This is a genomic window from Arthrobacter sp. MA-N2 (assembly GCF_000517125.1).
Taxonomy (GTDB): domain Bacteria; phylum Actinomycetota; class Actinomycetes; order Actinomycetales; family Micrococcaceae; genus Arthrobacter; species Arthrobacter methylotrophus.
This window is the reverse complement of sequence record NZ_KI912156.1, coordinates 677701-696617: the sequence shown is the minus strand read 5'-3', so window position 1 is coordinate 696617 and position 18917 is coordinate 677701. Positions and strand designations below refer to the sequence as shown.

At 60.9% G+C, this 18917-nt stretch carries 13 protein-coding genes and 4 pseudogenes; 11 read left to right on the top strand and 6 right to left on the bottom strand.

Going from position 1 to position 18917, the window contains the following annotated elements; genetic code table 11:
* Positions 1-197: pseudogene (locus A3M3_RS26335) on the bottom strand (primary-amine oxidase); the annotation flags it as partial.
* Between the two features lie 880 nt (positions 198-1077).
* Between A3M3_RS26335 and A3M3_RS0121530 the strand changes: the two are divergent.
* From A3M3_RS0121530 to A3M3_RS0121515, 5 genes are all read left to right on the top strand, one after another.
* Positions 1078-2550, top strand: a complete 1473-nt coding sequence (locus tag A3M3_RS0121530; RefSeq protein ID WP_035743451.1) for an APC family permease — start codon at positions 1078-1080, stop codon at positions 2548-2550.
* Positions 2547-3290: an IclR family transcriptional regulator gene (locus A3M3_RS0121525; RefSeq protein WP_028268063.1), complete on the top strand. Its 744-nt coding sequence runs from the start codon at positions 2547-2549 to the stop codon at positions 3288-3290. The genes A3M3_RS0121530 and A3M3_RS0121525 overlap by 4 nt, the downstream gene beginning before the upstream one ends.
* 583 nt (positions 3291-3873) lie before the next feature.
* Positions 3874-4110, top strand: a complete 237-nt coding sequence (locus A3M3_RS0121520; RefSeq protein WP_028268062.1) for a hypothetical protein — start codon at positions 3874-3876, stop codon at positions 4108-4110.
* Between the two features lie 121 nt (positions 4111-4231).
* Positions 4232-4450 (top strand): Gfo/Idh/MocA family oxidoreductase, encoded by a 219-nt coding sequence (locus A3M3_RS27720; protein WP_231497384.1) that lies wholly within the window; start codon positions 4232-4234, stop codon positions 4448-4450.
* 438 nt (positions 4451-4888) lie between these two features.
* Positions 4889-5215, top strand: a complete 327-nt coding sequence (locus tag A3M3_RS0121515) for a histone-like nucleoid-structuring protein Lsr2 (protein ID WP_028268061.1) — start codon at positions 4889-4891, stop codon at positions 5213-5215.
* Between the two features lie 442 nt (positions 5216-5657).
* On the opposite strand, the pseudogene A3M3_RS26330 reads toward A3M3_RS0121515, so the two are convergent.
* The 4 genes and pseudogenes from A3M3_RS26330 to A3M3_RS26320 form a co-directional block, all read right to left on the bottom strand.
* Positions 5658-6684 (bottom strand): annotated as a pseudogene (locus tag A3M3_RS26330) (6-phosphofructokinase).
* Positions 6685-6758: 74 nt separating this feature from the next.
* A pseudogene (locus A3M3_RS26325) lies at positions 6759-8224 on the bottom strand (glyceraldehyde-3-phosphate dehydrogenase).
* A 105-nt stretch (positions 8225-8329) separates the two neighbouring features.
* Complete coding sequence (locus A3M3_RS28260) at positions 8330-8494, bottom strand: hypothetical protein (RefSeq protein ID WP_155854491.1); 165 nt, start codon at positions 8492-8494, stop codon at positions 8330-8332.
* 342 nt (positions 8495-8836) lie between these two features.
* On the bottom strand, positions 8837-10585 hold the full coding sequence (locus A3M3_RS26320; RefSeq protein WP_197023350.1) for a primary-amine oxidase: 1749 nt from the start codon (positions 10583-10585) through the stop codon (positions 8837-8839).
* Positions 10586-12100: 1515 nt separating this feature from the next.
* Here A3M3_RS26320 and A3M3_RS26315 point away from each other — a divergent pair.
* The 4 genes and pseudogenes from A3M3_RS26315 to A3M3_RS29095 all read left to right on the top strand — a co-directional run.
* On the top strand, positions 12101-13753 hold the full coding sequence (locus tag A3M3_RS26315; protein ID WP_081736987.1) for an APC family permease: 1653 nt from the start codon (positions 12101-12103) through the stop codon (positions 13751-13753).
* 90 nt (positions 13754-13843) lie between these two features.
* Positions 13844-14527: a DUF5134 domain-containing protein gene (locus tag A3M3_RS0121480; RefSeq protein WP_155854490.1), complete on the top strand. Its 684-nt coding sequence runs from the start codon at positions 13844-13846 to the stop codon at positions 14525-14527.
* Between the two features lie 157 nt (positions 14528-14684).
* Entirely contained in the window at positions 14685-15992 is a 1308-nt protein-coding gene (locus tag A3M3_RS0121475; RefSeq protein WP_442853132.1) for a LuxR C-terminal-related transcriptional regulator, read from the top strand.
* A 64-nt stretch (positions 15993-16056) separates the two neighbouring features.
* A pseudogene (locus A3M3_RS29095) lies at positions 16057-16233 on the top strand (6-phosphogluconate dehydrogenase); the annotation flags it as partial.
* 287 nt (positions 16234-16520) lie between these two features.
* Here A3M3_RS29095 and A3M3_RS0121470 read toward each other — a convergent pair.
* On the bottom strand, positions 16521-16847 hold the full coding sequence (locus A3M3_RS0121470) for a hypothetical protein (protein WP_028268058.1): 327 nt from the start codon (positions 16845-16847) through the stop codon (positions 16521-16523).
* 180 nt (positions 16848-17027) lie between these two features.
* Between A3M3_RS0121470 and A3M3_RS0121465 the strand changes: the two genes are divergently transcribed.
* The gene (locus tag A3M3_RS0121465; RefSeq protein ID WP_081736879.1) at positions 17028-18269 is read left to right on the top strand and encodes an integrase catalytic domain-containing protein; all 1242 of its coding nucleotides are present in this window, start codon (positions 17028-17030) and stop codon (positions 18267-18269) included.
* A gap of 235 nt (positions 18270-18504) precedes the next feature.
* Positions 18505-18858 carry a YegP family protein gene (locus A3M3_RS26310; RefSeq protein WP_035743449.1) on the top strand — a complete coding sequence of 118 codons (354 nt, stop codon included), beginning with the start codon at positions 18505-18507 and terminating at the stop codon, positions 18856-18858.
* Positions 18859-18917 lie beyond the last annotated feature (59 nt).

The window sequence follows — 18917 nt, the reverse complement described above, 5'->3', positions numbered from 1 at the left end:
TCACGCGCCACCTGCACACCACCACGCAAATCCGCCTTGGACGGCTCACGCAACTCAACACTGATAAAACGGAACGACTCCCCCGCAGCCGGCCCCTCCTTCAAAATCGAAACCGCACGGGAAATCTCCGCCCGCGACAACGGATCCAACGGATGCGCCGTCCCAACAACGGCTTGAGCTTCACTGCTGATAGTCATGATTATCTCCTTGATTGGTCCTGTTCAGGATGAGGATCCCCAAGTACTCCGGAAACCGGCTTCGGAGAAGCCGAGAGTGTAGGCACGGAGTTGTTGACCCACCCACGCCCTGCCCGGACCTCGTGCCTGGTCTGGTAAGCGGAGTCACCGTTGCGGGACCAATAGACACAAAAGGTTCTTGGATTGTCAGAACCGTCCATCTTTGGTGCATAGGAGACTGCTTTATTGGTGGATATGGGACAGCTTTTTTGGGTATACGAAATTGCACCTTGGTGCATATGATATTGCGCTGAAGATTACCTCAGAAACCCGATTGGGGTCCTAGATGAATCGTCTGCAAACCCCGACATCCTCTATTTCCAGAGGGTCGGTCAAGCTCTGCTACGAGCTACGAGTATCCTGTCTACGCCCAGGCAAGCAGCTAAAAAAGGATGGCTGCTCAACAGGCGCAAACGGGATGACCAGCCACTGGCCCCCGTAGAACTCCACGTACGAGTCCGAGGGGCAGCCGGCAAAGGCTTGTTCTCGTGTCATGCTGATCAATTCCTTTCAAACCAAGTAGCCGGCGTTTCTCGGTGCCCGATGACGTTTCAGATGCCTTTTTCAAGCCGAGACCTGGCGTGATGCCGGTCACAAGCATTCACTTCATGTATCAAAAATACGGCAGGGAATTCATTTAGGCGAGTCATTCATAAAGATTTCACTGAGAAATTCCGGACCACGTTTTCCCACCGCAGTTAACATGTTGGAAACATTCGGAAACATGACAGTGGCTATCGCAGATGGCCCGGGAATGCTAATGTTCTGCACCTCGGGCCGATTACTTGCGTCGCCTCAGAAGCAAGGCGGGCGTGCCCGTCGGAGGGAAAGTTGGTTCCCAATGTCTGCCAGCGGTGACCGCTTCATTACTCCCCGCTCCCCGGTAGAGGGCCTGAGGCGCCGGAAGCTTTCCTTCTTGCCCGTCTTCGCGCAGGCAGTCGCCGGGGTGGCGCCGGCGGGTGCGATGGCCGTCATTCCGGCTCTTGTGTTTCCGGGTCTTGTCTTTGGATCAACCGGACCGAACCTTGTGCTGACATTCGGGGCGGCCATGGCGGTCATGGTCCTGGTTTCCTTCTGTCTGAGACCGATGGCAAAGCGCATGGCTGCCGTCAGCGGCCTCTACAGCTACACAGCCAAGGGACTTGGCCAACGGTCGGCAATCACCGCTGGCTGGTCGGCCATGTTTGGTTACGGCCTCATTGCCATGGCCAGTCTGTTGGCTGTTGGCACCTATGTCGTCCAGCTGCTGATCAACCTGGGAGTCCCGATACCGGATCCCCGGCTAATCGCGGTCCTGGTCATTCTTGCCGCCGCTTCCGCCGCGTGCCTGCTCATGGTGCGCGGCATCCAGGTATCCGCCCTGGTGACGTTTTCGGTCGAATCCATTTCAATTGGAGTCCTCGCCGTTCTCATGATTGTCTACTTCGCCGTCAACGCGCCGAAGGTCAGTGTCGCGAGCGTGCTTGCCTGGAACGGGAATTTTGATTCGCTATCGATCGGAATCGTCGTGGCCGTAAGTGCCTTTGTCGGCTTCGAATGCCCGACCACCCTAGGCGGGGAGGCATACAGGCCCTTTGTCAGCGTCCCGCGGGCCATCACATGGACCCCCATCGTGACCGGCGTGCTCTTTATTCTTGCCGCGACCGCCGAGGACATAGCCCTCAACGGGGCACCGTTAAACATCGCAGCCAGCTCAACTCCGTTGTCAGCCCTTTTTTCACAGACTTCCCCTGCCTTCGCCGCAGTCCTTGACCTGGGAATCGCAGCGTCGTGGTTTGCGTGCGCAATCGCCTCCGTGAACGCCCTCGCCCGGATATTTTTCTGTATGGGCAGAGAAGGCGTTGCACCACGAATGGTCGGCCGGACCCATCCCGCCTTTCGAACCCCCTCGATGGCAATCATGATCGTCATGCCGGTAGTTGCTGTCGTTCCCATCGCGGTCATCATCTCCGGTGCGAGTCCCGAGCAGGGCCTCGGGAACCTCTTCACGCTGGGCGCCTATGGATACCTGGGGGCCTATATCCTTGCCAGCGTGTCCATGCCCTTCTTCCTGCGCCGGATAGGGGAGGACACTTACGCGAGCTGGATTCTGGGAACGGTAACCTTTCTGGTCCTTGGGGCCGTGCTCTGGCAGTCTGCGACGGTATCAATTCACACAGGCAACCTACAGACCTTCGTCTACGGCGGTGTCCTCCTCGCCAGCGTCCTTTACGCCCTGTTCCTTCGCCTCCGGTTACCTGATCGTCTGGCGTCCGTGGGCATCTACGACGAGACCCGGGAAATAGACCTGTTTCACGGCAAGCCCACCCCATGACCTACAGACCCACGCACTCCGGCCCCAGCACAACGTCAAACCCGCTCAGGATCTTGGAGATCGTGGCACGGTTCGGCACCGGGACTACCGCGAAAGAGATCACCGATGCTCTGCAGATGCCCCCGGCGACCGCCTACCGGGTTTTGAATGCGCTCGTCGCGGACGAATACCTGGCCCGCACCTCCGACCTCCGCGGATTCGCACTCGGACACGCGATTTCGGGCCTGATTACGGCTGCGACCCCGCCAACCGTTACCACCGCGGCCCGCGCCGTCATAGCTGAATTCCGCCGTGGAAACCGCTTCGCAGTGCACCTCATCATGTTCCGAAACGGGTCCCTCAGAATCGCAGATGAAGATCCGGACTACCCGCTCCAACCAGCATTCGAAATGCTCCGGTATCCACACGCTTCCGCCGCAGGGAAACTGATGCTCGCTGAACTCGGCGATTCGGCATCCCCTCCCCTGGGAGGGCAATTGATGAAGCTGACGCAGCACACGATCACAGACAGGGGGCAACTGGAAGAGCAACTCGCGGAAATACGGTTCACAGGCGAGGCATCGGACATCAACGAATTAGCACAAGGAACCGCCAGTCTGGCACTTCCAGTAAGACTGCCGGACGGGTCTGCCGGCGCAGCCCTCTGCCTCTCGGGCCCCTCGGAACGGTTCCCTGCTATCTGCGAACACGCGGAAGCGGCCCGCGAACTGACATCACGACTAGCACCGTTCCTGTTCTGATTATAAATCGGAACGGATCCATAGAGCACTCCGGACACCGCAGACGGCTGCTGTTACACAGCTGTCCTCATTCTTGGCCCCCAGGTCCCGTTAGACGGCGATCAATGCAAATCAGTGCCCGTTGCTGCCTTGCTCCACACTGCCGGCCAACCTCAGATCCACCGTTATTCAAACACTCCCTCGGCTAGACGGTGCTGGTTTTCCCTTCCGCGTAAGCCCAAAGGCAAGGCGCGGCTGCTTTCAGCGACCCCTATAGGGCTCCACGGTTTGTACTTCCATTACCTGCCTTCGGTTCTGCGGCTGTTGTGGGTGCAGTATGGCCACGTCGAGATGTAACCGTCTGGCCGTGGAGGCGGCCTTCACTTCGGCTCGCAACTCGGTAAGATCAGCCACAATCTGCACTGTTTTCACCGACTCGGCGATGCGCTTGAGATCCAAGATGTAACCAGATTTGCCGGCTTTCCCCAGGGCACCGGCGGGCGGGGTGACTGAGCTGAGCGATAAGGACCTTCTCCGTCCTCAAGACGGTGATGGGCGAGGCGACGACCGGCACCGGCGGGCACCTCCTAAGAGAATGGCAACTATGGAGACCAGAGACACCACCGACGTTTACGAGGCGCTGAAGACCCTGCGCGGACAGCTAGCACAGCTGGCCGTGGACGGCCGCATCGTCATGAGCGGGGACATACTGAACCCCCGCCACGACTCCGCGCAGGCCACGGCCGAAGCCCTCGCAGGGCTGGACGCCGCCATCAAAGCCACCTGCTGGATGGAAACCCTGAGCACCATGGACGGGGATTATCCTCTCCTGGAGACCTGAGCAAGGGCGGCCTACGGCCGCATGCCCGGTCTTCAGGTGCAGTGCCGGAGAGTTCAATGAGCGAGAAATTGCGTCGGGCGTCCTGGGCAGCGCCCGAGTCGTCCGAAAGATAATTTCGGCGTTGCAGGAAACGAAAAATGGTGAGGTCGCGGGCATCGCGTCCCGCACCGAGGAAAGGGCCAGAGAGTACGCCGACAAGCACGGTGTCCCACAGGCGTTTGGCTCTTATGGCGCGCTTCTCGCTTCCCCGGACATCGATGCTGTGTACATTGCGCTTCCCAATACCTGCACCTCGAGTGGATGGAACGCTGCTCCGCTACGACCTCACGGACGCGGCTAACAACGCACGGGCGTTGGAAGCCCTCGACAGGGCAGCACGGAAGCAAGAGAGTGTCTGAACCGATAGCACGCTTGGATTCAACATCGCCGGCCTCGGCCAGACTGTCAGAATCGTTGCAGACGCTATCGCCCGGCCCTGCGATCTGGGGGTTGTCTGCCCGTCCTCCGTGCTCGTGCTCCCGGCAGCTGCTCGGGACCTTCTCGCTACTGACTGTGACCATGGCTCCCGCGTTCAACTACTTCCGCCACCATCGCCGGGGCGGGCCTGGCCCTCTACCTCGGGAATGCCGACCCGCTCAAGTACGAAACTATCGGCCACGTCGTCCACGGCTCGACAGTGAGACAGCAAATTCACCGCTCAGAATAACTCCTCGTGTCGCACTGGTGCTGCAAAACACCGCGACAGCACTATCGGTGATTGCTTGATAATGTTTTCAACATGGCGCGCAAGACGGTAGTTGTTCTCAAGGATGACCTCGATGGGTCGGAAGCCATTGTCACGGTGGAGTTCGCTATCGATGGCATCGAATATGAAATCGACCTCAACGGAGAGCACGCCAGTGAACTTCGCCAGACGCTCGGCCGGTTTATCGAGGCCGCTCGTAAATCCTCCGGCGCGCGCGGGCGGCCTGGCCTCCGCCAACCGCCCGCGGGCAGCAGAGACGCCAAGGCTATCCGGCAGTGGGCACTCGAAAAGGGCCTCAAGGTCAACGCCCGTGGCCGTGTGCAAGGGGACATCGTCGAGCAGTATCAGACCGGCCACTGAAATTTGTGCGGGCACCAACTGTCCAGGCGGTCGTGTCAACACCGGCGTGCAAAGATCGAACATCAAGGACATGATTTATCGCGGCAGACTCCTAATAACTCCCGTTTCGGCGATTCAATTCAAGGCCATGACGCCGCAACTGTGCATTGCCTGCGGTCGGATTTATTAAAGGCGGCCAGTGGCCCCAGAAGCTAGCCATTTCTTTTGGCGCGCGCCACGATGAACGCAGTGCCGGAATCGTGATGTTGCCGGTCCGGGGCACCATCGATCAGTACCCGTTTTGTTTCTCTGGCAACCGCCCCAAACGGGAGAGCCTTGTCACCGCTTCCGGTTCAGCTTGCTTCCGGAAGCCACCAGGATCACGGAGTAGTCGTGATGAAATTCCTTGGCTGTCAGGTGGAGAGGCGGCCGCTGGGCGCTTGATCTGGGCTGGCCGCGGGGTTCAGCCGAACAGGACTGCGGCTTCGTCGTAGCGGTTCTGGGGGACGGTCTTGAGTTTGTTCAGGGCGTCCTCGAATGCTACTCGTTCGATTTCGGTGCCTTTGAGTGCTGTCATGGTGCCCCAGAAGCCTTCGACCACGGAGTCGATGGCGGCCATGCCCAGGCGGGTGGCCAGGACGCGGTCGAAGGCTGAGGGCACGCCGCCGCGCTGGATGTGGCCCAGGATGGTGGCACGGGTTTCGATGCCGGTGCGGGCTTCGATTTCCGGGGCCAGTTGGTCCGCGATGCCACCGAGCCGGGGACGGCCGAAGGTGTCGAGGCCGCGTTCGGAGTGCGGTGATTCCATGTGGTCCGGGACGAACCCTTCGGCCACCACTACCAGTGGCGCGCGGCCTCGGGTGTGGGCTTCCTTGACCCATTGGGCTATCTGCTCGATGCTGACTTTCTGCTCGGGGATGAGGATGGCGTGCGCGCCGGCTGCCATCCCGGCGTGCAGGGCGATCCAGCCCACGTGCCGGCCCATGACCTCCACGATCATGCAGCGGTGGTGCGATTCTCCGGTGGTGCGTAGCCGGTCCAGGGCCTCGGTGGCGATTTGGACGGCGGTGTCGAAACCGAAGGTGTAGTCCGTGGCGTCAAGGTCGTTGTCCACTGTCTTGGGAACGCCGACGATCTTCAGTCCGGCGTCGGTCAGGCGTTTGGCCGCGGCCAGGGTGCCTTCCCCGCCGATGGCGATGATCGCCTCGATGCCCAATCGCTTCATGTGGGCCTTGATGACCTCGGGGCCGCCGCCGTTCTCGAACGGGTTGGTGCGGGAGGTGCCAAGGATGGTTCCGCCCTGCTTCGCGATGCCCCGGGACCATGGTGCGGGGAATCTCGATGACGTCGCCCTCAACCACACCACGCCAGCCGTCCCGGAAACCGACGAATTCCTGGCCGTGGACGGCAATGCCCTTGAGCACGGCACCGCGGATAACGGCGTTTAGACCGGGACAGTCGCCCCCGCTGGTGAGGATTCCAATTTTCATGTTTCGGCTCAAAATCTAAGAAGGTTTGCGGGCATGGGTTCGGCCCGGTGACATGAGTGGTGGAGGGCGGACGCCTAGGCCGATCCCAGGGCGGCAAGCACCGGCATGGCTTCCTCAACGACATCCCTCACCGGGAACGAGGGCCGCTTCACGCCTGCCATTTCTTCCATGACGCGCACCACCTGGCACGAGTAGCCGAATTCGTTGTGTCGTACCAGACACATAGACCACCAGATTCTTGCCGTTGGCGATCGTGGCCAGACCGTCCACGATGCCGGCCCGGCGGGAGCCCACGAAGTCCGTGGAGACAACCTCGGGCGAATCGATGAAGTCGATCTGCTTGCGCAGCTCCGAGTGCAACGACATCTCACGAAGGTAGTCGTTGACCTCCTCCTTCGTGGTCCCCGTCTCCAGGCTCAGATTCAAAATGGCCATCGACACATCCGGAGTCGGCACCCGGATCGCGTTGCCGGTCAGCCTGCCCTGCAACTCAGGCAGGGCCTTGGCCACCGCCTTGGCCGCGCCCGTCTCGGTAATCACCATGTTCAGCGCAGCCGAACGCCCCCGCCGGTCGCCCTTATGGAAGTTATCGATCAGGTTCTGATCGTTCGTGAACGAATGCACGGTCTCCACGTGCCCGTGGATGACCCCGAACCTGTCATTGAGCGCCTTGAGCACCGGGGTAATCGCGTTCGTGGTGCACGACGCCGCGGTGACGATCGTGTCCGAGTCCAGAATCGAGGAATGGTTGATGCCATGAACAATGTTCTTCAAATCGCCCTTGCCGCCGGGGCCGTGAGCAACAACCCGCGCCACGCCCTTGCTGGCCAAGTGCTGGGACAGGCCCCTCGGCATCGCGCCACCGGCCCGTGTTATCCACCACCAGGGCATCCTTGATGCCATAAGCCGTGTAATCGACCGTGGAAGGGTTCTCCGAGTAAATAACCTGGATCTGCACACCGTTGGCCGTGATCGTGTTCGCAGCCTCGTCCACCCGGATGGTCCCCTCGAAAGAACCATGCACCGAATCCCGGCGCAGCAGACTCGCCCGCTTGACCAGATCGTTCTCCGCCCCCTTACGCACCACGATCGCACGCAGACGCAGCCCGTGCCCGCCACCGGCCTTCTCAATCAGCAACCGCGCCAGGAGCCGGCCGATCCGCCCGAAACCATACAACACCACATCGGTACTGCTCCGGTCATCCGCGCCCCGACGCCCCACAACCCCGGCCAGCTCGGCCCGGAGGAATTCCTCCAAAGACAGGCCACCGCCCTCGGACCTGAACTTCTCATTCAACCGGGCAATATCAATCGCCGCAGCCCCCAGCTCCAGCCCCGCCAGGACATCCAACAACGGCGCCGTCTCCTCCAAAGGCAGCTCTTCCCTGCTGATCCGACGCGCGAAACGATGCGCCTTCAAGATCCCCATCGTGGACGTGTTGACCAAACTGCGCCCATGGATGCTCGTCACCACATTATTTTCCCGGTACAACCGGCCAATCACCGGAATCATGGCCTCAGCCAACGCCTCCCGGCCCATCCACAAAAGACGAGAAGCTGAAGTCTCTAGCATCGGGCTTCCTTTCCGAATAATGCTGGTCTGTTTGAGTTCTGGCCCCTGAGATGTTCCAGGGAGGGCTTGGCATCAAATGGATGTTTGGCTTGCCGTTCTGGCGGCCGGAACACGGCCGGTAGCGGCGTGGCCAGCCAGGACGGCGATCTGGGCCAGCATGGTTGAAGGGGCGAGGGTCCAGAGCAGGGCGGCGGTGAGGGTCCAGGTAATGGCGGGGATGTTGAACACGTGGATCACGCTCTCGCTGCTGGGTTTGGGTGGGGTATGGGTTCAGTCCCCGGTGCGGGTGTGGACAGCGCCGGGGACTGAAGATCGGGGAAAGGGGTGTGGTCCCCGGTGCGGGTGTGGAGGGCGCCGGGGACCACGGTTAGTGCTTGCTTGGCTTTATTGTTCGTTTCCTGTGCTGCAGTGCCCGCCGTTGGTGCCCCGGGTTTCGGTGGGGAGGTTCAGGGTGGGGTTTTGGTTGAAGAAGCCGTGGGGTTCGAGCATGAAGCCGATGTTCTGGCCGGGGCATCACGGGCCAGTCTTCGAGACGGACGACGTGGTGCATGCCGAAGGTGTACCAGACCACGAGGTCCCTCATCCACGATGTTCCGGTCCTTTTTCGGTCCAGATATGCAGGCCGTCATCGGCGCCGGTGGACTGGTTCGGGAACTCCCCGGCAGCGAAGCGTTCGGTCCGGTCGTACGCGGTGACCCAGAGGTTGTTCCGGGCGAACTGGGCGCGTTTGGAAACGTAGGACTCGTCCCCGGCCGCGAGCTGGATGCCATCGGTGGGGATCAACCGGTACGCGACCGGTTCATCGACGATGTTCCTGCTCTCGTGGTTGACGATCTTCCAGAACCGGTGCTTGCCCGAATCGGTCTTGCGGATCGCGGCTTTCTCGGTCTCCAGCAAACGATCCACGGCCATGAACGCGGTATGGGTCGGGTTCTCCCGGGGGATTTCCATGTCCACTTCGTAAACGGCGTTCTTCACACCATCAAGCTCGAAGTCCATCCGGACGTTGAACATGTGCTGGTGGATCGGGGCGTACAGGCCATCGTTGTTCAGGGACTGCCCGTACGGGCTCTTCTCACCAGGCTTCTGCCCGGCAGTGGAAAGAATACCGGTGGCCTTGACCAGGAACTCGATGCTCCCGTCAAGGAAAAGGTGCCAGTAGAACGCGTACTCATAGTTCGCGACCGTAGCAATGAAGGAAATCACCAGCTTCCGGCTGCGCCGGGTCTCGGTGGTGCCCTCACGGAAATCGAAGTGCTTCCACAAAATGGAATCGTCTTCCTCGTGCATGCAGATCGCGTTCTCGATCGTCCACGGGTTACCCAGGCTGTCCACGCTATGACCATCGAAGTACCTGATCTCACCCAGGCAATCACAACCCAGCGTCAGGGAGTTAGCCATGTTACCGATGTTGTACTCACCGGAATCAAACGCGTTCTTCTTCGCCTGCACCGGGGCCGTGTCACCATACGGAACAACCATTTCCGACAACGAAGCCCGGTTGATCACCGGACGCTCAACACCCTGGTCCCGGAACTTGAGCTGATGCAGGACCAGACCCTCACGCGGGGTGAACCCCACCCGGAAAGACCAATCAGCCCACTGCACATGATTACCCGTCACTGTGAACGAAGCACCCTCGGGCTGGGTGATCTCAATCGGCTTCAGGTCCGTACGGGCCGGACCAACATACTTGGGCAGATAATTACCCGAAGCCTTCGGAACCGGGATCGCCTGATCATCCTCAAGCTTGACGACCTCACCGGAATTCAAATCCACGATCACAATGAAGTTCTCGATCGGGTGCGCGTACGGGCTATCGTCCGCCTCGTCCCGAACAAAAACCAGGGCACGCATCAAACGCCGCCCCTCATCATCCTCACCGAAATACCCCACGGACCACGGCTCAAAACAAACCAAGGACATATCCGTGATCCCACGCTTGGCCAAAGCAGCCTGAACCTCGGGATTCTTCCGGCAACTCTCCTCACCCTCGGCAAACTCATCCACCATGAACGGCGGCTGAACACCCACAGCAAGCTGAGCCCACTTATCAACCGTGCCCGTATCAAGACCAACAACCGCCTCGAACGCACGCCCCTGAGCCCGGTCCACCAAAACCGCGTCCGCCTCACGCGCCACCTGCACACCACCACGCAAATCCGCCTTGGACGGCTCACGCAACTCAACACTGATAAAACGGAACGACTCCCCCGCAGCCGGCCCCTCCTTCAAAATCGAAACCGCACGGGAAATCTCCGCCCGCGACAACGGATCCAACGGATGCGACACACCCACAACGGCTTCGTTTTCAATATCAAGAGTCACGAAAATTTCTCCTTATTAGGTCCTGATTCAGGACGAGCTTGCTGATCCAGATGAGTGCCGGCCGTGCCGAATTGCGGCGCGTACATGCCAAGCTTGGATTCCCCAATGCTGTTCTTCTCTGACAGAATTGTTCATCCCTTTGGTTGGAAATAAGACCTTGGTGCCAACAAAACTGCACCGACAATCGCTGCCACCCCTGCAAATCCGGGGGACTAGCGCCAAATCGGCGTCCCACTTCCGTGAGATCAGCCGGACTCTACTCCGAGCCCGACCCGTGTGATGCTGGTCACCGCATTCCCTTCACGCATTAAAGCTACGTCAGGGAATTGATTTCGGCGAGGCCTTTTTAGAGATTTACGTGAGAAATTTAGGACCACATTTTCGCATCTGAGTTAACATGTTGGAAACACTTGAACACGGCCACAGGAGTCCCTCCCAAGATTGCTGAAGTCCTGACTTGGGGGCCGATAACTCTCAACATCGCCGCCACGAATCAGCCCAACGATGTCGCTGCTTCGCATCCCGCGCACCCGGGGGTTTGGCCTCTGGACCCGGCATGACTCTCTTGCCCTGTCTTTGATTACCCGCGTGGTGTTGTCGCCGCATTCGGCCGGCTTCTTCCGCGGCCAACGTTTCCAAGTGCCCGGTTCGGGTGTCGTAACTGCGGCCATGACTGCGCACTGGAGAGCCCGAAAGGACGGACGATTGATACGAGATCCAGCGAAGGTTTGATGCCGGCAAGCCCAAGCATCACCCCGCGGCGTTGAATGCCTGGCGGAAAGGGTCTCCGACAGGCAACTGCCCCAAGGACGTAGGTCCTTTGAGCCGCCGTCGAAATAGCGGAGTGATGAACCGAACACCACATGCAGACACCCTGATACCAACTTTCCCTTCGATGGGCATGCTCACCCCCAGGGACAAGGGAGGTCCTCGACCCGGGATGCAACCCTTGGCGTTGACCCGCAGTTCCCGTATGTTTCCAACATGTTAATTAGATCGGGAAAATGGGACCATCAATTTCTCACGGAAATTTTCGTCCGCGCCTCCCCAAAATGAATTGCCTGCCGTACTTTTAGTTGGTAAAGGAATGCAGGTGAGCGGCATCACAACGGCGGAGTTCAGAGCAGAGCTTGGCCGAACCCATTGGGAGGATGCCTGGTCTGTGGATAATCCCTCCCGGACCCCCACCGGGGTTTACGAGGTGATTACCAGCAGAGAATCATGTGCACCAAGGATGACCGGTTCTGACAACGAGGAACAGTTCCGGCAAACCCACGGGCCCTTTTGTGTCTATTGTCCCGACGGCATCACCACCTATCCTCAGCCGAGACGGCTGTAAGTCCGCTGCTTGGCGCACGCCTGCACGGCGTTTTCAAGGGCCGGTCCCGGAGTGCTTCAGTCCCTTGCCGTCAGCAAATTCGTCATTTACGTGAACCAATTCAAGGAGAAGAGCATGACTCTCGATATTGAATCCGTGACCGCCAACGGCGGGCACTGCAGCACAGGAAACGAACGATGAGCCGGCAAGGCTCCGTGGGGAATGCTCCTTCCAAGCCTGGTTCCCAGCCGGGGAAGCTGAAGGCCAACACCCTGGGGTTGTGGGATGTTGTTTTCATGGCTGTCGCGACGTCTGCGCCGATTACGGTCATGAGCGGTAACGTTCCGATTTCGGTGGGTTATGGTGTCGGAACGGGGACGCCGTCGACGTACATCTGGGCGACGGTGATCTTGTCGGTTTTTGCGGTCGCGTATGTCACGATGGCCCGTTACGTGACGTCGACGGCGGCGTTTTACGGATTTATTTCCCGTGGTTTGGGGCGTGTGTTTGGTCTGGGGACCGGTTATATGGTCACTTTCAGCTACATCGTCTTTGAGGCCAGCATCATCGGTATTTTCTCTTACTTCGGTCAGTTGGCTTTCAAGGACCAGCTGGGCCTGGATGTGAACTGGGTGGTCATTGCGCTGTCCGGTCTGATCCTGATCGGGGTGCTGACGTACTTTGAGATCAGCATGGCGGCGAAGATCCTGACGTTGCTGCTGGCTACCGAGATCGGGATTCTGGCGGTCATGGCTTTCGGTGTGCTCTTCCATGGCGGAGGCCCTGACGGGCTGATGCCTCAGACGCTGAACCCGGTGAATGTGTTCCTGCCAGGTGGCCTGTCGGTCGCTGCGCCGGGGCTGGCGATGTTCATCGCGTTCTGGTCCTGGACCGGGTTTGAATCGACGGTGATGTACGGGGAGGAATCCAAGAACCCGAAGAAGATCATCCCTATCGCCACGATGATCGCGGTCACCGGTGTCGGTGTCTTCTACACGTTTGTCTCCTGGATGTCTGTTGCCGGTAACGGTGGCGCGCAAGCCATTGCCTTGGCGCAAAGCGCCAATCCCCTGGACATGTTCTTCCACCCCACGGACGTCTTTGTCGGCCACGGGTGGGTGCTGGCCATGGAATGGCTGATGATGACCGGATCCTTCGCTTGCGCCATGGCTTTCCATAACGCCGCGGCACGGTACATGTATTCGCTGGGACGGGAAGGAGTGCTGCCTGGCGTCTTTGGCAAGACCCATGCGAAGCACGGGTCCCCGCACGTCGCGTCGTTTGTCCAGACAGGCATTGCAATCATGTGGATCCTTGGGTTCTTCTTCTTGAACCAGGACCCCTACGCGGATCTGTTTACCATTCTGGCTGTCCTCGGGACGTTCTCGCTCCTGATTGTGCAGACCCTCACCATGGCCGCCGTGTTCAACTACTTCCGACACCATCACCCGGAAGAAAAGATGTGGCGCACCAAGATCGCTCCGATCCTTGGTGGAGTGGGAATGGTGTGTGTTGTCATCATGATGATCACGAACCTGGATACCGCTGCCGGGCCTGCGGCCTCGACGTTGCTCTTCAAGCTCATCCCTTACATCACCGTCGGGCTCTTCATCGTGGGTGCAGGCCAGGCCCTTTACCTGCGGAAGACCAACCCGGTCAAGTACGAAACCATCGGCCACGTTGTCCTCGCTGACGACCACGGCCTGGTCCTGGATGAAGAAGACCTCACGCATCTTAGCCCGGTCGAGCTCGGTGTCGCCAAGGCGCTGCAGGAGACACGCGGGAAGCTGACTCTCAGCGATGAACTCGAACTCGAACGCGAACTCGAACGCGAGGAAGACCTGCGCTAGAAAAACAACCGGTTCCCGGTGCGGCCCCAACCGCACCGGGAACCGAACCCCCTACCCAACCCAAACCCCAGTAGTGAGAGCGTGATCCGCGTGTTCAACATCCCCGCAATTACCTGGACCCTCACCGCCGTCCTGCTGCTCAGCGGAAGCTACCACGCACTGCAGGCGGCACGGTCCCGCCAACGGAGGGACCGGGTCAACAACATCCTCCATGCCCTCATGAACATCCTGATGGCCGCCATGCTCTGGAACCTGGCACCCGCCACCATGCTGGCCCAGATCGCTGTCCTCACCGGCGCGGCATTGTGGTTTGTCATTCAGGCCGTCGCCCGGCCGGAATTCAAAACATTCTGTGCAGGCAGTCAAGGCCGGCTCAAATGCGCCTACCACGCCCTCACCATGGCCGGCGCAGCCCTCATGCTCGCCATGATGGGTCAAGGAACCACCCCCGCCCAGGGAACCGCCCCTGCACAGACAATGACAATGCCCATGCCCATGCCCATGCCCATGCCAGCCACCCACCACGCGATGGCAGCCGCACCCCAAAACACGGCTACGGCAATGTTTGGTCACTCACCCGCTCTAGCGATCCTGCCGACAATATTCTTCGGAGCCGCGGCGGTGGCCTTCCTCATCCTTCTGCTGCGTGGCAGGGCAACGGCAACCACTCCCTCCCACGCATCGGCATCCAGACTCCCCGTCCGCGCAGAACACGGACTTGAAGCCATCGGTGCCGCCGTCATGGCGCTGATGTTCGCAACCATTGCCGTATGACCCCCGACCACACTGCCCTATCCCGAGGTCCACACGGACACCGACGTCCCGACGGCCCGACTTCCTTACGAAGAAAACATAAGGAGACTTAATGAGCGTTCAACCGGCTTCGAGAATCCGCGATGCGCGTAGGCATCTGCTGCTTCAGGCTGTCCCGGTGAGCGCAGCCACCGACCACCCCCTGACGGGATCCACCCTGACCCTTCCAGGCCTGCCGTGGCCGCTTTTGCGGTGCGTGGCGGCACTGGCCGATGCCCCCCTGACCCTGATAGCGGAGCGGCTACGTGATGCCATGCTCCCCTACTTGGGAAGCAGCGCGCTGGTCATCTTCACCGAAGACTGCACGGGGTGGCCACAGAAGAAAGTGGGCGAGGAAGACATCATTTCCCGGGTCTCGATCGCCGAGCTTGACACGCTTCGCGCCGCCCTTTCGGATGAGACACCCTGGTTCGGTGAAGCCGAGATCGGCGGCAAACCCCGCCCCGTGCTCGCCCTGAAGCACGCCGAGAGTGGTGCCCTTCTCGTCCTCACGGATCCCCACCCGACCGGGCCCGGGCACAACACCGGGCTGGATGTGGTGACATATCTGTGGCGCATCGCCGCCCGACGGATCCAGGAAAAAGTGGCCGACGCGCCGCCGTCGTACCTTTTGGAATCGCGGGCAGCCTCAGGTGAACGCATCCGCGTGACGGCGGAACTGACCGATCTGCACTCCACAACCCTGGAAACCCTTCTGGCGGCCCTGCGCTCAGCTTCCTTGGACGATGCAGCAGCCCGCGCAACCGTCACTGACCTCACCGCCAAAGCCTTGGTGAGGCTCCGCACGCTCAGCGACCGCACGATGCACCTGGCGGAAGAGCCCGTCGCTACAGCCTTCGAACGCCTACGGGAGGACCTGCGACCTCTCACGCGCTTCAGCGGCGTTGAGGTCGAATTCATCAAACCGCCGCCGAATGGAAGGGCACTGCCTGGGGAAGTTGCCCACGCGGCGCGGGCCATCGTCCGCGGACTTGCGCTTGCCATGATGGAACAACCCGAGGTCAGCAGAGTCCGGACGCAGTGGGACTGCGACGGCGAGAACCTGCTGATCAACGTACGCGACGACGGCCGCGGCGCACTCACCGCCGACGCACCGAGCATCACCCGTCTGGACCGCCGGGTCCAGGCACTTAAAGGACAGTTGCGGGTCGACGTCATGCCAGGCTGGGGTGCAGACGTCTTCGTAACGCTTCCCTTGGACCCACCGGCACGTCCGGCCGGGGATGTCGCCGGATGGAACCTTGCCGCCCGGGAACTCGAAGTCCTCCAGCACCTTGTCGCCGGTCACCGCAACCGCACCATCGCCTCAACGCTGGGCATCAGCGAGAATACGGTCAAGTTCCATGTACGGAACCTGTTCAAGAAGCTCGACGTCGGTTCACGCACCGAGGCGATCGCCCTGGCACACAGCCACGGACTCCGATGACGGGCTAACGCCCAGGCGGCACCGTGACAATCTGCGGCCCAGTAAAGGCACAACGGCACAGTGATCCGGTCATGGTTGCTGGACCGTTGAAGAAGCGATCGCGAACGCCGTACCGACACCTGCCATCACCGCTGCCCTTTTCGCCGGCTTGGCTTCCCGCGAAGACAGTTCTCCCGCCATGAAAATGGTCTCGGCTCTCCGCAACCAGTTCGGCGGCCATGCCACCCGTCCGTCCAAGTAGCACCCCTGGGACCTGCGAGGTTCCCGGAACAGACCCCCATCTGCGGTGCCGCGGAGCACTTCGTACCATTTAGGGCCGGACCTTGACCTGCTCCTCAAGCTCGTGAACAAGGTCGCAGGGCACCATCCCTAGTTGTGGGTGTTTCGGCAGCCCGGATCTATCGCAGCAATTGCTGTGGGGCATCTCGGGCACCGCTATACCGCCGGTCACCGGCGAGTGGAACGAGCGTCCTGGGGGCGGGTCTGCCGCGTCGTTCAGGCTTCGGCGCCTGGCGTGCCGGGAACCGGTCAGGCTGCTAAGCCCACCATCCCCGCAGCGGTTAAGGCATCGCCGGGTGCCAGGATGCTGAGTCTGCAGTCAGCCTGGAAGGGATCAATATACGCTGGCAGGTGATGGGACTGCGAGCAGGCGTGCAGCTGCTGCAGTGCGGCCGGTTCAACCCGCGCGCGTGTCACGTCGATTTCCAGGGCCAGGCCTTCCATCAGGGCGTTGGCGCGTTTGAGGACCACATAGAGGGCCTTGATGCTCCGCGCCGTCACATGCCCTTGGGCCGCGACCCGTGCCTGGGAACAATCCAGGTCTACTCGTACCAGGATGCTGAGCTTGTCGTTCATGGTGCTCCTGCCTTCAGGTGTGCCGCGACGCTGCGGCCTTTGCAAGCGTAGGCATGAACTGTGGGGCACGCAACACCCCGCGTTGACTCATAAAAAACCTCCGCGTAGCCGCATACGTTGCCTCATGGGAAAAGGTCCGGGAAGGGTGGCCGCGGAGATCCTTGAGGGATGGGATTGACGATGGGTGAACGCAAAGCCGTGACGAAGCACCTGGCCGAGTCCTACCGGGCCGGTGACCGGGCCAGGAAGGGGCGGATCCTGGATGAGCTTGTCGAGCTGACCGGCTGGCACCGGGACCATGCGCGGGCGGTTTTGCGGCATGCGCTCGATCCGCCGCGGCCACGGCCCGTCAGGCCGGGACGCGCCCCGGTGTATGGGGCCGACCTGCAGGACGGTCTCGTGCTGTGCTGGGCGGTGCTACGGGGCCCTGCGGGCAAGCTGCTGGCCCCCATGCTGCCGGATCTCGTGCCGATGCTGCGGGCAGAGAAGGTCCTGGACATTACCGACGGGCAGGCAGCGATGCTCGCCCGCATGAGTGCGGCGACCATTGACCGGCGGCTGGCCGGTCAGCGGGCGAAGCTCCTGCCGCATGGCCGGTCCCATACCAAGCCCGGATCTTTGCTGAAGTCCCAGATCCCGATCCGCACCTGGGCCCAGTGGGACAACGCTGTGCCGGGTTTCGTCGAGATCGATCTGGTCGGCCACGAGGGCGGCGCCGCGTCCGGGCAGTACTGCTTCACCCTCACGGTCACCGATATCGCTACCGGGTGGACGGTGAACCGGTCCGTGCCGAACAAGGCACAGAAGCACGTCTTCGCGGCCCTGCGGCACGTCCTGGCGGTCTTCCCTTTTCCCGTCATCGGCATCGATTCGGACAACGGCAGTGAGTTCATCAACAACGAACTCTTCGAGTTCTGCCTCGAGCACCGCATCACCTTCACCCGGTCCCGCCCGAGCAACAAGAACGACGGCGCCCACGTCGAACAGAAGAACTGGTCCAGGGTCCGTGAGCTTGTCGGCTACCTGCGCTATGACACCGCCGCGGAACTGGAGCTCCTCAACGAGATCTGGGAGCTGGACCGGATTTTCACCAACTACCTGCTGCCCCAGCAAAAGCTCATCGCCAAGGTCCGCCACGGAGCCAAGGTCAGCAAAACCCACGACCGGGCGACGACCCCGCACAGGCGCGCCGTAGCAGACCCCGCCGTGGCACGGATGCCCGTGATCCGCATGAACGCCCAATACAAGAAGATCAGGCCGGCCGCGCTCTCACGGCAGATACTGGCCCTCACCGGCCGGCTTGAAGCCATCGCCACCGCCAAACAACCGGCACCGATCAAACCCGCTGTGAACGAACGATGGAACCACACCAGCCGGAGGTTTTCACATGAGGCAACGAATCAACCTTCCCGGAGGTATTGACGTGAGGCAACAGGCACCCCTGGCGCAAGTACTTTCCGTGAGTCTCGGCAGGTAGGAGTGGGGTAGTAGCCAGAAAGCACCCTGCCCCGTACCTTGGATGAAGACCACCACACGTCGGGCTTCGCAAAGAGTGAACCGATGATCCTTTGCCGGACACGAACATCCGAAACGCAGCGCCGCGTCTCGGACATGACGAGGAAATACCGGGCGACGCCCGGCGTTCAGGAGGACACCCATGGCAGGTATGTTTGAACTCTTCATCGACGAGGACATGTGCTTCAGGTTCAGGCTCAAATCTCCCTGCGGAGACGTGGTGGCCGTCTCCCGGTCCTTTCCCGACAAGCTGGCTGCGGTGTCCGGTATCCGGGCCGTGCGCGAGTATGCCGGAATGGGACTGATCACGGACCTGTGCCCGGAAGTCCCGGTCCAGCCGTCATCAGCCGCGCCTCAGGCACCCGATACCCGGCAACGACCGTGGGCCCCGGCTGAATGTCTTCCCGAGATACGGCGAACAAGCGCCGCGGGATCCTACCGGCCAGCAGATCCGCGGCGGGTACCTGTAGGGTCCGGCCTGCACAAGGTTGCCTGAGGCGCAGGGACCTGCGGAAACTGAAGCCAGAAGAACTGGATCAGGAGAAGGACCAATCG

What these genes read in the sequence shown, in the direction of transcription:
- A3M3_RS0121530 (WP_035743451.1), top strand. Translation starts at nt 1,078, where the DNA reads ATGTCTGCCAGCGGTGACCGCTTCATTACTCCCCGCTCCCCGGTAGAG.
- A3M3_RS0121525 (WP_028268063.1), top strand. Translation starts at nt 2,547, where the DNA reads ATGACCTACAGACCCACGCACTCCGGCCCCAGCACAACGTCAAACCCG.
- A3M3_RS0121520 (WP_028268062.1), top strand. Translation starts at nt 3,874, where the DNA reads ATGGAGACCAGAGACACCACCGACGTTTACGAGGCGCTGAAGACCCTG.
- A3M3_RS0121515 (WP_028268061.1), top strand. Translation starts at nt 4,889, where the DNA reads ATGGCGCGCAAGACGGTAGTTGTTCTCAAGGATGACCTCGATGGGTCG.
- A3M3_RS26315 (WP_081736987.1), top strand. Translation starts at nt 12,101, where the DNA reads ATGAGCCGGCAAGGCTCCGTGGGGAATGCTCCTTCCAAGCCTGGTTCC.
- A3M3_RS0121470 (WP_028268058.1), bottom strand. Translation starts at nt 16,847, where the DNA reads ATGAACGACAAGCTCAGCATCCTGGTACGAGTAGACCTGGATTGTTCC.
- A3M3_RS0121465 (WP_081736879.1), top strand. Translation starts at nt 17,028, where the DNA reads ATGGGTGAACGCAAAGCCGTGACGAAGCACCTGGCCGAGTCCTACCGG.
- A3M3_RS26310 (WP_035743449.1), top strand. Translation starts at nt 18,505, where the DNA reads ATGGCAGGTATGTTTGAACTCTTCATCGACGAGGACATGTGCTTCAGG.